Here is a 14383-nt window from a genome sequence, read left to right as displayed (position 1 = left end):
GAAGTATTCTTTGTTTTACTTTCCCGTCCTTACGATATCCTTCAACAAGATAAACGTGAGTCCGACCTTCTTTGTTAGTAGTCGTTTTAATAAAAGCCATATTTCTATTATATCATACACAACCATACACAACAAGTATTTTGTGTGAAAAATGTTGAAAAAATCCAGTTCTATCAAGCGGTTGAGCTGGATTGCTTACAACACAAAGTGATAAACTCGGGAGTCCGTCTGGGGGCGGAGTCATCAGATAGGACCTGTGGACCAAATGGTTGTTTTGTTTGATAAAATATGATGAGGTTGGGGGATCCCTAGCCCTTCTTTTTATGGCTCAAGGAATATACGATAATGCCATACATAACGACTATCACCATAGGAATACTCGAATTTTTCAAAGAGGAGGCTGGGCAAGATCAGAGTAGTTTGAATTTACACTCGAAACAGTTTGAAATCTGAAAAGGCAATCCGATGAAGACAGAACTGGGGGTTCGGCGAAGAGGATTAACGCATTCAAATTTTGAAATGTAATGAGTATTAATGAGAATCGATCCTTTAAACCTCTTACCACTTGAGAAGGAAGGTAGTCTTTCAGACTTTGCTTTAAGCATGGTATAATAGGGAGAACAATAAATACTCACAGAAATTTAAAAAAATGACTAGGAAAGCCGATGAAGATTCTGATAGACCTGTCGGTTATTTTCGATGAAGCGTTTGTGAACGCAATCGATAGACTCCAACAAAGAGGTTTGACGACGTCAGATTAGGATAACGAACTATGAGGTAAGGAATGTGGTAGATAGAGGTATGGGGCGATCCCATAGTAAAATTATTTTAATGGGAGAGCATTCAGTGGTGTATGGTTATTCAGCTATTGCCCTCCCCTTACTAGGAATCGAGGCTATTTGTAGGATTGAGCCTGCTAGTCAAATGCTAACCTTTGATTTTGAAGATTCCCTCTCAACTGCAATCTATGCGGCTCTTTCTTCCCTAAATCAGTTGGAGGCCAAGATATCTTATAACATCGATTCACAGGTACCTCAAAAACGTGGAATGGGTTCCTCAGCAGCTGTATCGATCGCTGCCATTAGAGCTGTGTATGCTTATTTCGATGAGTTTCTACCCTTAGAAAAATTAGAAATGTTAGTCCATCAAGCGGAAAAGATTGCCCACAGCAAACCTAGCGGCCTTGATGCGAAAACCTGTCTGTCTGATACCCCCATCAAATTCAGTAGGGATAGGGGATTTGAGAGTTTAGACGTCATTTTGGATGCCTATTTGGTGATTGCGGATTCAGGCATTCAGGGACATACACGTGAAGCGGTTGAGAAGGTGGCACAATTTGAGGAAACCAATCGTCCTCATCTAGCAATGTTGGGAAGTTTGGCTGAGCAAACAGAGGCTGCCATTAAGCTACAGGATAGTCGAGGAGTTGGCCGTTTCATGAATCTAGCACATGAAGAGTTAAGGGCTATTGGTGTTAGCCTGACTTTTGTAGATGAGTTAGTGGACCAGGCTAGAACTTCCGGTGCTCTAGGTGCTAAGATGAGTGGCGGTGGTCTCGGTGGTTGTGTCATCGCTCTTGCAGCAAATTTGGAGGACGCATTTGTGATTCGTGAAAAACTATTTGAAAAAGGAGTCCAACAGGTATGGATAGAAAAAGTGTAACAGTCAAATCCTATGCGAATATTGCCATTGTCAAATATTGGGGAAAGGCAGATGCAGAGCGGATGATTCCATCAACCAGCAGTATCTCACTTACACTCGACAATTTGTATACCACTACAACTGCCAGTTTTTTACCTGCTGAAGCAAAGAAGGACTTATTCTATATCAATGGTCTATTGCAGGATGAAAAGGAACATGCTAAAATTTCAGCGGTTATTGACCAGTATCGCACCAATCCTAATACCTATGTGAAAGTTGAAACTCACAACATTATGCCGACTGCTGCAGGTTTGTCATCTAGCTCCAGTGGTTTGTCTGCTTTGGTGAAGGCCTGCGATCAATTGTTTGAAACAGGCTACAGCAGATCAGATTTGGCCCAAAAAGCTAAATTTGCGTCAGGCTCATCTTCACGCTCTTTCTTTGGACCTATAGCTGCTTGGGATAAGGACACTGGTGAGATTTACCAGGTGGAAACAGATTTAAAATTGGGAATGATCATGTTGGTTCTGAATGCCAACAAAAAACCAATTTCTAGCCGGGAAGGGATGAAGATTGCAAGTAGCACCTCAACCGTCTTCCAAGATTGGATCGCTCAGTCCGAGAAAGATTATCAGGCTATGCTTCAGTATTTGAAGGAGAACGATTTTACCAGAGTAGGGCAATTGACTGAAAAAAATGCCTTGGCCATGCACCGGACGAATGAGTTTGCGAACCCATCCTTTAACTATTTGACACCCGAGTCCTACAAGGCGATGGACTTGGTGAAAAGTTTACGTCAAAAAGGCCATGAGTGTTACTTTACCATGGACGCGGGTCCTAATGTTAAAGTATTGTGTCAGGAATCAGACTTGAAAAACTTAAGTCAGATTTTTGAAAAGGATTATGGCTATCAAGTGATCAGTTCAGGAACAAAGGATCCAAGTGATGACAATTAAGGTAACCTCTTGTGGAAAACTCTATGTAGCTGGCGAATATGCGATTTTAACTCCTGGCCAAACGGCTTTAATAAAAAATATTCCTATTTACATGCAGGCAAGTATTAGCCCGGCTTCCAGTATTCAGCTCCACTCGGATATGTTTGAGTATTCGGTTGGTATGGAAGAGGATGAGAATTATAGCCTTATACAGGAAACGATTAAGGTTTGGGCTCGCTATAGAGATAGGAATCCAGTCGATCTCCCACCATTTGAATTGAAGATTTCAGGGAAGATGGAAGAAGATGGGTTGAAGTATGGGATTGGGTCCAGTGGATCCGTAACCATCCTGGTTTTGAAAGCCTTGGCCTCCTTTTCGGAAATCGAACTGTCCCCAGATCTTCTGTTTCGACTTGCCTCCTATGTTTTATTGGCACGGGGGGATAATGGCTCGATGGGTGATCTGGCCTGTATCGCTTATGATGCCTTTATTAGTTTTCAATCCTTTGATCGAAAGCGCGTGCGTCTCTATCTCGAAACTCATTCCTTACAGGAAACCTTAGACTTAGACTGGGGATATCAGATTGAAGTCATTCATCCCCAGTTATCGTGTCAATTTTTAGTGGGCTGGACGAGACAACCAGCTATTTCCAAAGACTTGATTCGGCAGGTGCAGGCGGCCATTGATTCGGAATTTTTAAGGGCAATGAATCTAGTAACTCTAAGTTGTAAAGAAGCTTTCCTAAAAGGAAATCGAGTAGGGGTCAAAGAAAGTCTGAATCACATCAGTGATTTACTCGAGAATCTTAGCCCTGCCATTTATACCCAAAAGCTTTATCAATTACGATTCCTTGCCAGTCAATATGATGCCGTGGCGAAGTCCTCTGGGGCAGGAGGTGGTGACTGTGGAATAGCCTTTGTTTTTGACAAAGACGTGTTAGAGCATTTGCTTCAGGATTGGCAGCAAGCTGGAATCCAACTACTATATCAGGAGGACTTATCGTGAGGAATCGTAAGGATGAACATATCCAGTATGCACTGGCTTATCAATCCCCCTATAATAGCTTTGATGATATGGAGTTAATCCATTCCTCTCTACCGGAGTATGACTTGGCAGATATTGACCTTTCGACCCACTTTGCAGGTCAGGATTTTGAATTTCCTTTTTTTATCAATGCCATGACGGGTGGTTCAGAAAAAGCTGCCGCAGTAAACCGCAAATTAGCTCAGGTAGCTGAGGTTACAGGAATTCTGATGGTAACGGGGTCATATAGCGCAGCTCTTCAAAATCCTAAGGATCAGTCCTACCCAACAAAAGAGGAGTTTCCAGGCTTGCTGCTGGCAACCAATATTGGTGTCGATAAACCTGTAGAATTGGGACTGCAGACGGTAGAGAGAATGAATCCCCTATTTTTACAAGTTCATGTGAATGTGATGCAGGAACTACTCATGCCGGAAGGAGAACGTCTGTTTAGATCCTGGAAACAGAACTTGGAAGCCTACGCCCAGCAAATTCCTGTTCCTATTATTCTTAAGGAAGTTGGCTTTGGAATGGATGTGAAAACCATGAAAAAGGCATTGAACATGGGGATTCGAACCGTCGATATTTCAGGTCGTGGTGGAACGAGTTTTGCCTACATTGAAAACCAGCGAAGTGGCAAACGGAGTTATTTGGATGATTGGGGGCAGACTACAGTCCAGGCTCTTTTGAATGCCCAACCTTTGGTGGATGACCTTGAAATCCTCGCGTCAGGAGGGGTGCGACATCCCTTGGATATGGTCAAATGCATGGTTTTAGGGGCTCGAGCTGTCGGATTGTCCCGAACAATGTTAGACTTGGTGGAGCGTTATACGGTTGATCAGGTCATTGAGATCGTGAATGAGTGGAAGGAAGAGCTGCGAATCATTCTGTGTGCTCTGAACTGTCGCAATCTAGAAGAATTAAAATCTGTGCCTTATCTCCTGCATGGGAAATTAAGTTCTAACCAGATCTATGGGAAATGAAACCTGTCTAGGTCTAGAGAATGATTCTATCTCTGAAAATTAGTGGTATAATAGTAAAGTTGAACTTTGGGTTCAAAATCATCTGATTGAGGTGTTATGATGAATAAAGTAGCTATCGTTGCTGCCTATCGCTCTGCCATCGGTAGTTTTGGGGGCAATCTAAAAGATATTGAGATAGCCGATTTAGGAGCGCAGGTCTTGCGAACTGCCCTGGAGAAAAAACATATACCTGCTGAGGTGGTGGATGAGGTCATTTTTGGAAATGTTCTCTCTGCTGGACATGGTCAAAATATTGCTCGCCAAATAGCCATTCGTGCTGGAATTCCAGAAACGACCTCTGCCTATACTGTGAATAAGGTTTGTGGTTCTGGCCTCAAGTCTGTCCTTCTAGCAGCACAATCCATTTTACTTGGGGACAATCAAGTTGTTGTTGCAGGTGGTATTGAGATCATGAGCCAGGCACCCTACCTATCCAAAGCCAGTCGTTTTGGAAATAAGTTGGGGAACATGACCTTGGAAGACTCCGTGCTAACAGACGGTTTAACAGATGCCTTTCAAGACATTCATATGGGAATCACCGCCGAAAATGTTGCTGAAAAATTTAAGATTAGTCGCGAAGAACAAGATCAGTTTGCGTATTTAAGTCAAGAAAAAGCAGCTAAGGCCATTGCCAGTGGACGATTTGTGGATGAAATTGTTCCCATCACCATTCAGGAGAGAAAGGGAGAGCGTGTTTTTCAAGAGGATGAATACCCTCGCTTAACTCCAATTGAAAAACTGGCGACCTTACGCCCAGCTTTTAAATCGGATGGAACTGTCACAGCGGCTAATGCTTCGGGAATTAATGATGGCTGTGCTGTAGTCCTTCTCATGTCGGAGGACAAGGCGCGTGAACTTGGTGTAGATGTTCTAGCCTATATCGAGTCCTATGCAACAAGTGGCTTAGACCCTGCTTATATGGGCTTGGGTCCGATTTCAGCAACTCGGAAAGCTCTTGAGAAGATAGACTTAACGACAGAGGATTTAGACTTGGTTGAGTTGAATGAGGCTTTTGCAGCTCAATCGATATCAGTCATTTCCGAACTTAATTTAGATCCAAAAATTGTAAATGTGAATGGTGGGGCTCTGGCGCTAGGACATCCAATTGGTGCTAGTGGTAGTCGCATTTTGGTGACCCTCATCCATGAATTGTTGAAACAAGAAAAGGAGTTAGGACTCTGCTCGCTTTGTATTGGAGGCGGTCAAGGAATTTCTTTGATTATTTCCAATGCACAAGCTTATTAATGAAGAGTCAAAACAGAGAACATGATGAAAATCGGAATTGATAAGATTGGTTTTGCCGTTCCAGAATTTGTCTTGGATTTAGCTGATTTAGCTGCAGCTCGGAATGTTGATCCCAATAAATTTAAGATTGGATTACTTCAATCAGAGATGGCTGTTGCTCCAGTGACCCAAGACATTATTAGCTTAGGGGCACAGGCTGCGGCAGCGATTTTGACAGAAGAAGACAAGCAGGCCATAGATATGGTTATTGTGGGGACTGAGTCGAGTGTGGATCAGAGTAAAGCGGCAGCTGTGGTGATTCACGGACTACTTGGGATTCAACCCTTTGCCCGTTCTATCGAAATGAAAGAAGCCTGTTATGGTGCAACGGCTGGTCTAAGCCTAGCCAAAACGCATATTGCTCAGAATCCGGACTCAAAAGTTTTAGTCATCGCGAGTGATATTGCCAAATATGGAATTGCATCAGGTGGAGAGCCTACCCAGGGAGCAGGTGCGGTAGCCATGCTTGTAACAGCAGATCCAAGTATTTTGGTTCTAAACTCAGATAATGTTTGCCAAACACGGGACATTTATGACTTTTGGAGACCCAATGATGATAAATATCCACGAGTGGATGGTAAATACTCAACTGAGCAGTATACAGATTGTTTGACAACGACCTTTGATTATTACAAGAAAAAGACAGGCAAGGACCTCGAAGATTTTGCGGCTATGTGTTTACACATTCCTTTCCCAAAACAGGGCTTGAAAGGGTTACGCGCCATTGCGAATGAGGGAGAGACCTTGGATCGTCTGACAGAGCGTTTCCACGAAGCCATTATCTACAATCAAGTGGTTGGAAACATTTATACAGGATCCATTTTCCTATCTTTTTTATCTTTGCTAGAAAATTCTCAGGCACTTACAGCTGGGGATGAAATCTTATTCTATAGCTATGGAAGTGGGGCTGTTTGTGAAATTTTCAGTGGTTACTTGGTAGAAGGATATAGTGCCTCTCTTCAAGAAAATCGCATGGACCATTTAAACCAACGAACAAAGCTTTCAGTTGAGGAGTACGAAAAAATCTTCTTTGAGGAGATCGTTTTGGATGAGGCTGGTAATTCTATCAATTTGACTCCAGATGACAGTCCTTTTGCTTTAGAGAAAATAAGTGAGTTCAAACGTATGTATCATCATTAAAAAGGGGGGCGGAAGGTATTTTCAGCCCCCTTTTAGAAAAGGAAATGATTTCAATGTTTTCAGGTTTTTATAAACAATCACGACAGGACCGGATTGCCCTCCTCCACAAAGAAAGGTCTCTGACAGAGGAGAATATAGCTACTTTAGTGGAAGACGCCAACCTGCCTGAGTCGATTGCAGGAAAGATGGTGGAAAACCATTTAGGAACTTTTTCTCTTCCTTATGCGGTATTACCAGAGATTCTTGTGAATGGGCATAACTATACAGTCCCTATGGTGACGGAAGAACCATCCGTTGTGGCAGCAGCGTCTTTCGGGGCAAAAATCATTAGCCGTTCAGGCGGTTTTGAAACCTCTAGTCACAAGCGCCAGATGATTGGACAAGTGGCACTTTTTGAAGTGGAGAATGTGGAAAAAGCCAAAGAAGCAATCCAGAATGAAGAAGAAAAACTGCTTCAGATGGCCAATCAAGCCTATTCTTCCATTGTCAAAAGAGGTGGAGGTGCCCGTCAGCTGACGGTTGAGGTGAAGGAGCCCTTTTTGATTGTCTATCTTCATGTAGATGTCCAAGAGGCTATGGGAGCTAATATCTTGAATACTATGCTGGAGGCATTGAAAGAGCCTCTAGAATCTATTAGTCAAGGACAGGCCTTGATGGGAATTCTGTCTAATTATGCGACGGACTCCTTGGTAACAAGCCGTTGTCAAATTCCTATTGCCAAACTATCACTGAAAAAAGCGGAAGCTGTTCAAATAGCAGACAAAATAGCCTTGGCTAGTTTGTTGGCCCAGCTAGATCCTTATCGAGCAGCAACCCACAATAAAGGAATTTTTAACGGGATTGACGCAGTTGTGGTTGCAACAGGAAATGATTGGCGTGCCATAGAAGCCGGTGCCCATGCCTATGCTAGCCGAGACGGAGTTTATAGAGGCTTATCTACTTGGACGATTGACGGAGACAATCTTGTTGGAGAGATGACCATCCCCTTACCCGTTGCGACTGTAGGTGGGTCCATTGGTCTAAATCCCAAAGTTGCAGCTTCCTTTAATCTCCTCGGGGAAGTGACCGCTAAAGAATTAGCTGCGATCATTGCCTCTGTAGGTCTTTGTCAAAATTTTGCGGCCTTAAAGGCGCTCGTGACAACGGGCATCCAATCAGGGCATATGAAATTGCAGCTGCAATCGTTGGCCTTGCATGCAGGTGCCCGAGTGGAGGAAGTTGCTGAATTAGTTACCGTATTGCGAAAAAGTTCTCATCCCAATTTGCAACTGGCTAAGGAAGTTCTAAAAGACATGCGAAACCAGTAAGTTGGAAGCTGGAACAAGTGATTGGTACCCAAACCTTTTAAAAACCTTTTCAAACTGAAATTTTTCCAAAAAAAATCAACTTTTTCCCTTGCAATTCGTAACGGCCTATGTTATGATTATTTACGGTTTGAAAAAACTGCCTAAGACAGTAGGGGAGTTCAACTCATAAAAATCCTACCGAGGACAAAACGTAAGAGGACATTCAGAAAAATCGCTGCTAGGTGTGTTTTTCGAATTGACATAACGATTTGTACTTTCGTGTCTAGGTTTGGGTGCGAATTTTTTAATTGTCCCAAGCAAAATAAAAACGGAGGTAAACATACAATGAGTGAAGCAAGTATTGCTAAGAAAGCCGAATTAGTAGATGTTGTTGCTGAGAAAATGAAAGCCGCTGCATCTATCGTCGTTGTGGACGCTCGTGGTTTGACAGTAGAACAAGATACAGTTCTTCGTCGTAACCTACGCGGAAGCGAAGTCGAGTACAAAGTAATCAAGAACTCTATTCTTCGTCGTGCAGCTGTTAAAGCTGGTCTTGAAGGAATGGAAGATGTCTTTGTTGGACCATCTGCAGTTGCCTTTTCAAATGAAGATGTTGTTGCACCAGCAAAAATCTTGAATGACTTTTCTAAAGAAGCTGAAGTACTTGAAATCAAAGGTGGTGCTATCGAAGGCGCTGTCGCAAGCAAAGAAGAAATCATGGCCTTGGCTACATTGCCAAACCGCGAAGGACTTCTTTCAATGCTCCTTTCCGTACTTCAAGCGCCAGTTCGCAACGTTGCTCTTGCAGTCAAAGCGGTTGCAGACGACAAAGAAGGTGCAGCTTAATCCAAGTTGCCTAGTCTATTAGACACACAATTATTAAAAATATTTTTTGGAGGAAATCACAATGGCATTGAACATTGAAAACATTATTGCTGAAATTAAAGAAGCTTCAATCCTTGAGCTTAATGATCTTGTAAAAGCTATCGAAGAAGAATTTGGTGTAACTGCAGCTGCTCCTGTAGCTGTTGCTGCAGCAGGTGCTGCTGATGCAGGTGCTGCTAAAGATTCATTTGACGTTGAATTGACTGCAGCTGGCGACAAAAAAGTCGGCGTAATCAAAGTTGTTCGTGAAATCACTGGTCTTGGTCTTAAAGAAGCTAAAGAGCTTGTAGACGGAGCTCCAGCAATGGTTAAAGAAGGCGTTGCAACTGCAGAAGCTGAAGAAATCAAAGCTAAATTGGAAGAAGCTGGTGCTTCTGTAACTCTTAAATAATAGAGTTTCCAATTGATGAAAACCCCCACGATTCCTAGAGTCGTGGGGGTTTCATTTTTGAGTTTATCTAAAAGTTGAAATCAGTTGTTAACTTTTGATATGATGTTTTCAGCGATTTCTTGTAGGATTTCGTTAGCAGGACGCTTGCTAGGTTTAAGATTTATTGTGATATGTGAGAGGCCAAGTTCTTTTTGTTCTTGCCAAAAATTGGCAAGGGAATTAGAACCACCACGTAGATAGATATTATGGAAAAGCTCTACAGGTGCATTAGGATCTTCTAAAAGTTCTACAAAGTTAGCGTATCCAAAAGGATGCCAACGGCCATCATGGTTTTTCTCTTTCACCAAGTTAATGATATCTTGAGTGGTGTGTGGATCAACTCCATGCCAAATCCATGCATCTGCTTCATTAGCCAACCAACTGATGTTTTGTCCTGAACGTCCGATGGAAACCATCGGTAAATCTTGATTGACTTTAGGAATAAAATCTACTCCTCCATTGAGAGAATTGTAAAATTGACCTTCAAATTTCGGAAAACTTATATTTTTACGTGTCAATGTACGAATCAAGTCCCATGCTTCTCTGAAGCGTTCTGCTCTATCTGTAAAATTCTGCTGAAAGATTGGGTATTCAATTGGGCGATCTCCAGCAGATAGACCGAGTATAAACCGGTCTCCAGATAGAAGTGCAGTTGTGGCAGCACTCTTGGCTAGATGAATAGGATGACGAAGTGTAGATATTAATCCAGCAGTTCCGAGGTTAATTGACTGTGTCTTAGCTGTAAGGTAGCCGAGAAGTGTAATAGGATCTAATCCTTGTCCTACGTCACCGAAGTTAGGGTCGTATAGAGGTACATCTCGGAGCCATAGTATCGAAAATCCCGCTTGCTCAGCTAAATTCGCTAGGTTTCCTAGATCTGTTATGTCGGGTATTGGTGTATCTGGATACCCTTTAAATGGAGCTATAAGCCCGAATGTTAGTTTTTCTTGTTGAAAGACTTTGTTAAAAGCAGGATGTATGAGTTCTCGACTGGTCGAATCTTTGCTTTTTTTGCTTCTAGAAGAATTTACAAAGGAAGAAGTATCCTTGTTTAAAATTGAAAATTTGGGTAAATGTATTTTATTATTCTCTTGTACCATATTTTTTCCTCTGTCTTTAATAGAAAATTGTAGCGATAACTGAAACTGACATTAAAAACCATGGAGGTCAGTTTCAAATGGTGAAGGACTGAAATCAATCTCTGAAGCATTCCACTTACTTATTTATGTTAAAAGATGTGATTTCCCGTAGTCTATATTGTATTTAGCTCGCTGTTGCTTGAATAAGTAATTAACCAATTCCGATTTCCATAAAAATATTCTCTTGTTCTAAGATTTGGAATACTTCACGAATTTCCTCTGGGAAGTGAATAAATTCATAGGCAGGGATGGTTGATAAATCAAGGTCTATCGCAGCTAAAAAGATACGATATTCAAGAGCAGCTATCTCATATATGGAAAAACTGACTCGTAACCTTTGGCATTGTGACGTAATCGATTGCAGGAGTCAGGAATAGTTTAGACTATGCTGTCTAAACTATTCCTGATTTTCATCGCCTAGTCTTGTTTCCGGTTATTAATGTTTTCTTTAGTATGGATTGACTAGCTTTGTGGTGGTAGGATATCAGCCAAACTTTTTGCAATACTAAGAACTTTTTTCTCATGTAGTTGTTTAATACAATTTAAACAACTACATGTTGCAATAGATACTTTCCAGGGTTGTGAATTTTCCAAAGAAGGAGTTAACTGTGTTTCTTGTATAATTTCGTTTAAGATACTTTGACTAACTTTTTATTAATAAAGTCACGTGATGCAACTCGCTGAATGTATAATTGTTCATAGTTATCCCCCTTTTTTAATCAAATAGTTGACATTTTTTTTAATAATTATAGAATAGCAATGTGAAAAGAGAAAAATAAGTACGCATTTTTTTCTTCCCTAAAACTATTGTGAGGTAATAATATGGATTTAAAGACTGCGCAAGAGAAAATCAGCCAATTGAATGTTAGTTTCACCGGGGAATGTCCCATTCTTTATTCAATGAAAATTATAGGAAGCAAATGGAAGGTACCAATTCTTTGGCAATTAATGCTGGAAGACGGCCTTCATTATAATCAACTTAAGCGAAAAGTTGGTAATATAACCAATACGATGTTGACAAAAAGTTTACGTGAATTAGAGGAAGCTGGACTTTTGACAAGAAAGGACTACGGAACAATTCCTCCATCAGTTAGTTATCACCTTACTGAACTAGGACTGAATCTGGTTTTTACGCTAGAGGCACTCTTCGTATGGGGACAAGAGCATATGAAAAAACAACCTTAATAATAGAGTTTCCAATTGATGAAAAAGCCCCACTGAAAAGCTCCAACGTTTGATTGATGAAATGAATCGGATTCACTTGGAATATTCTCAAGACTATTTTGAGAAGGGAAAAGTTGAAAAAGTAAATTTATCCCAGACGTTTTCAAAGGTTCCTATTGCACCTATTCTATCCTATCGCTTGAATTTACACGAATCCATTAATGATTATTTGTATTTTGTAAATCTAAAAGATATCAATTATTATTACAGGGTAAAAACGGCTGAGTCTATCTTGGATAAAATTGAGCGATTTCAAGCTCGCCAGACTCAATGCCCTGTTAACAATATTCTACATGATATATTTTGTGCTAGAATCGTTTTAAATTCTGAACAAATTCGGGAGGTTTTAGAACGATTAGATTCTTGGAAAGAAGAATGTGGCTTAAAAAATTGGGATTTTAGGGATGTTGATGGCTATGTAGGAATTCACATCTACTTCAAAAACATACTCTTTTAGTTTATCTTTTATTACTGTGTTAGCTCGTCTTGCCGTACTTCAGTACTGTCTGCGACTCGCTGCCTTGTACTAAAATCAAACTAAAAGACTATAAGAGTCGTTTTTACTATCCTTGGGAGTTACAGATCTGGGGTGAGAAGGATGCTTTAGGAAATATTAAGAGTCACCAATTGTTCAAACGTCATTTTGTAAAATAATAGGATTAGGAGACGTGATGTCTAAAATTGATGTATTTGCCCATGTTTTATTGCCCAATTTTTATCAGAAAATGTTGGAGATTAATCCAAAATTGCCGGAAATTTTCCCGTTTATCCAACATCCATTGTTAACGGATTTGGAGCAGCGACGGCAGTTGTGGGATGGGGAAACCCAGCAAGTCATTTCTTATGTCAATGTTAATCCGGAAGACTATGTCGATCCGAATCAGGCGGCAGCCCTCTGTCGGGAAGCCAATGCGGAATTGGCAGATCTTGTGGTCAGTCAGTCTGACCTGTATCCGGCAGGTGTGGCCATGGTTCCGATGAACAATCTCGAGGAGGCTGTGAAGATACTGGAGGAGGTTGCGGAGTCTGAGCAACTGGTAGGAATTCAGTTGTTCACACGCGCCTTGGGCAAGTCGATTGCAGATTCTTCTTATCGGATTGTCTTTGAAACCTGTCATCGCTTGGGCTTGCCCATTTGGCTGCATCCGATTTTTGATGAGCGCAAGCCGGATAACAATATCGTCTTTTCTTGGGAATACGAATTGACCCAGGCCATGCTGCAGCTGGTCCAAGCTGGCATCTTCCAGGATTTTCCTGATTTGAAAGTGATTGTCCATCATGCGGGAGCGATGGTGCCTTTCTTTGGCGAGCGGATTCAGCATATTTTACCGCCGGAGCAAGCTGCAGATTTCCACAAGTTCTATGTCGATACGGCCATTCTGGGAAATCCCAAGGCCCTTGAGTTGACGCTGGAGTACTTTGGTGCAGACCAGGTCCTCTTTGGTACGGACGCCCCTCTTGGCATCGCACCGGCTGGGGCGACAGAAGTGATTGTGGAGGCCATCAACCAGTTGCCGATTTCCGACCAGGATAAGGATGCCATTTTTGCTGAAAATTTCAAGAAATTAATAGGAGGATAACATGGTTCGAGTAAACTTATTTAGTATTGCTACAGATCAGGAACATCAAGCGCTCTTGCATGAAGTGGGTGTTTACAACTTAGAGACCTCTCACCGTGTCGAGCCTGGGACTCTGGCCATGTTTGTAGCAGAGCGCAAGGAGCAACCGGGTTCATATGTGGTCTGCGAGGTGTACCAGGATAGTGATCATTATGAAATCCATCGTGCCTCCGAACAGTTTATGCGCTATAGCCAGGAAGCTGGGCCTTATTTGACAGAGCGTAGAGCTATTCCTGTAGAACCAATCTTTTTGAGGGAAAAACTACCTTCTGAAATTTGGATTGGTGCTGGACATTTGGAGTTGAAGTTTGCCCAGGTTGAAGTGACAGAGGCAGGGGCTTCCGCTTTTGAAAAAAGTGTCTTGAAAAACATGAAAACCTCCTTGCAAGAGGAGGAGGGAGTCCTGGCTATGTATGCGGTCAAGGATCGTGAGCAGCCACAAGTTTGGTATTTCTTTGAAGTCTATGCCAGTCCTGAAGCCTATCAAGCACATCGTCAGACTGAGCATTTTCAAACCTATTTGGCAGAGACCCAAGACTTGGTGGTCGATAAACAGCTCATAGACCTGATCAATGACGCCAGCATGAGTCAAGGAAAACTAAGATAAGGAAAGGATACACTAGAAACTTTGTCATTCTAGTGTATTTTTCGTGATAAAAGGGGTATACTGGAAAAAGAGGAAACGTTTTCATAAAAATAGATTCTTCAAAAATCTTTTTAACGGTTGTCAGGTCGGGGGTGGGACTTTTATCTCTGC

The 14383-nt window shown here is 41.8% G+C and carries 13 protein-coding genes, 2 pseudogenes and 1 other annotated feature; of the genes and pseudogenes, 14 read left to right on the top strand and 1 reads right to left on the bottom strand.

Going from position 1 to position 14383, the window contains the following annotated elements:
- Positions 1-801 precede the first annotated feature (801 nt).
- The 9 genes from mvk (at position 802) to rplL (ending at position 9605) form a co-directional block, all read left to right on the top strand.
- Complete coding sequence (gene mvk, locus JEQ21_RS05260; RefSeq protein WP_199364430.1) at positions 802-1662, top strand: mevalonate kinase; 861 nt, start codon at positions 802-804, stop codon at positions 1660-1662.
- Positions 1644-2597, top strand: a complete 954-nt coding sequence (gene mvaD / locus JEQ21_RS05255; protein WP_199364420.1) for a diphosphomevalonate decarboxylase — start codon at positions 1644-1646, stop codon at positions 2595-2597. Before mvk ends, mvaD begins: the two co-directional genes overlap by 19 nt.
- Positions 2584-3582, top strand: a complete 999-nt coding sequence (locus JEQ21_RS05250) for a phosphomevalonate kinase (protein ID WP_199364418.1) — start codon at positions 2584-2586, stop codon at positions 3580-3582. The genes mvaD and JEQ21_RS05250 overlap by 14 nt, the downstream gene beginning before the upstream one ends.
- Positions 3579-4580, top strand: a complete 1002-nt coding sequence (fni, locus tag JEQ21_RS05245) for a type 2 isopentenyl-diphosphate Delta-isomerase (protein ID WP_199364416.1) — start codon at positions 3579-3581, stop codon at positions 4578-4580. The genes JEQ21_RS05250 and fni overlap by 4 nt, the downstream gene beginning before the upstream one ends.
- 99 nt (positions 4581-4679) lie before the next feature.
- Entirely contained in the window at positions 4680-5864 is a 1185-nt protein-coding gene (locus JEQ21_RS05240) for an acetyl-CoA C-acetyltransferase (RefSeq protein WP_199364428.1), read from the top strand.
- Positions 5865-5888: 24 nt separating this feature from the next.
- On the top strand, positions 5889-7043 hold the full coding sequence (locus JEQ21_RS05235) for a hydroxymethylglutaryl-CoA synthase (RefSeq protein ID WP_199364414.1): 1155 nt from the start codon (positions 5889-5891) through the stop codon (positions 7041-7043).
- Between the two features lie 47 nt (positions 7044-7090).
- On the top strand, positions 7091-8350 hold the full coding sequence (locus JEQ21_RS05230) for a hydroxymethylglutaryl-CoA reductase, degradative (RefSeq protein ID WP_199364426.1): 1260 nt from the start codon (positions 7091-7093) through the stop codon (positions 8348-8350).
- A gap of 121 nt (positions 8351-8471) precedes the next feature.
- Positions 8472-8644, top strand: a sequence feature (ribosomal protein L10 leader region).
- 30 nt (positions 8645-8674) lie between these two features.
- The gene (gene rplJ, locus JEQ21_RS05225) at positions 8675-9175 is read left to right on the top strand and encodes a 50S ribosomal protein L10 (protein ID WP_196091375.1); all 501 of its coding nucleotides are present in this window, start codon (positions 8675-8677) and stop codon (positions 9173-9175) included.
- Positions 9176-9236: 61 nt separating this feature from the next.
- Complete coding sequence (gene rplL / locus JEQ21_RS05220) at positions 9237-9605, top strand: 50S ribosomal protein L7/L12 (protein WP_196091376.1); 369 nt, start codon at positions 9237-9239, stop codon at positions 9603-9605.
- Between the two features lie 80 nt (positions 9606-9685).
- On the opposite strand, the gene JEQ21_RS05215 is transcribed toward rplL, so the two are convergent.
- On the bottom strand, positions 9686-10744 hold the full coding sequence (locus JEQ21_RS05215) for a TIGR03571 family LLM class oxidoreductase (protein WP_199364412.1): 1059 nt from the start codon (positions 10742-10744) through the stop codon (positions 9686-9688).
- Between the two features lie 861 nt (positions 10745-11605).
- Here JEQ21_RS05215 and JEQ21_RS05210 point away from each other — a divergent pair.
- From JEQ21_RS05210 to JEQ21_RS05190, 5 genes and pseudogenes are all read left to right on the top strand, one after another.
- Positions 11606-11968, top strand: coding sequence for a winged helix-turn-helix transcriptional regulator (locus JEQ21_RS05210; RefSeq protein ID WP_196091377.1), 363 nt, complete (start codon positions 11606-11608; stop codon positions 11966-11968).
- 61 nt (positions 11969-12029) lie between these two features.
- Positions 12030-12457 (top strand): annotated as a pseudogene (locus JEQ21_RS05205) (GTP pyrophosphokinase); the annotation flags it as partial.
- 102 nt (positions 12458-12559) lie between these two features.
- Positions 12560-12661 (top strand): annotated as a pseudogene (locus tag JEQ21_RS05200) (GTP pyrophosphokinase); the annotation flags it as partial.
- A gap of 17 nt (positions 12662-12678) precedes the next feature.
- Positions 12679-13587, top strand: a complete 909-nt coding sequence (locus JEQ21_RS05195; protein WP_199364410.1) for an amidohydrolase family protein — start codon at positions 12679-12681, stop codon at positions 13585-13587.
- A gap of 1 nt (position 13588) precedes the next feature.
- Positions 13589-14233, top strand: a complete 645-nt coding sequence (locus JEQ21_RS05190) for a putative quinol monooxygenase (protein ID WP_199364408.1) — start codon at positions 13589-13591, stop codon at positions 14231-14233.
- Positions 14234-14383: the final 150 nt, after the last annotated feature.

Origin of the sequence: Streptococcus sp. 121 (genome assembly GCF_016458205.1) — a bacterium.
GTDB lineage: Bacteria > Bacillota > Bacilli > Lactobacillales > Streptococcaceae > Streptococcus.
The sequence above is the reverse complement of the archived record's forward strand: the minus strand, read 5'-3'. Positions and strand labels throughout refer to the sequence as shown.

Bases quoted from the DNA above. Each gene is read 5' to 3' on its own strand.
- mvk (WP_199364430.1), top strand. From the start codon at position 802: ATGGGGCGATCCCATAGTAAAATTATTTTAATGGGAGAGCATTCAGTG.
- mvaD (WP_199364420.1), top strand. From the start codon at position 1,644: ATGGATAGAAAAAGTGTAACAGTCAAATCCTATGCGAATATTGCCATT.
- JEQ21_RS05240 (WP_199364428.1), top strand. From the start codon at position 4,680: ATGAATAAAGTAGCTATCGTTGCTGCCTATCGCTCTGCCATCGGTAGT.
- JEQ21_RS05235 (WP_199364414.1), top strand. From the start codon at position 5,889: ATGAAAATCGGAATTGATAAGATTGGTTTTGCCGTTCCAGAATTTGTC.
- rplJ (WP_196091375.1), top strand. From the start codon at position 8,675: ATGAGTGAAGCAAGTATTGCTAAGAAAGCCGAATTAGTAGATGTTGTT.
- rplL (WP_196091376.1), top strand. From the start codon at position 9,237: ATGGCATTGAACATTGAAAACATTATTGCTGAAATTAAAGAAGCTTCA.
- JEQ21_RS05215 (WP_199364412.1), bottom strand. From the start codon at position 10,744: ATGGTACAAGAGAATAATAAAATACATTTACCCAAATTTTCAATTTTA.
- JEQ21_RS05210 (WP_196091377.1), top strand. From the start codon at position 11,606: ATGGATTTAAAGACTGCGCAAGAGAAAATCAGCCAATTGAATGTTAGT.
- JEQ21_RS05195 (WP_199364410.1), top strand. From the start codon at position 12,679: ATGTCTAAAATTGATGTATTTGCCCATGTTTTATTGCCCAATTTTTAT.
- JEQ21_RS05190 (WP_199364408.1), top strand. From the start codon at position 13,589: ATGGTTCGAGTAAACTTATTTAGTATTGCTACAGATCAGGAACATCAA.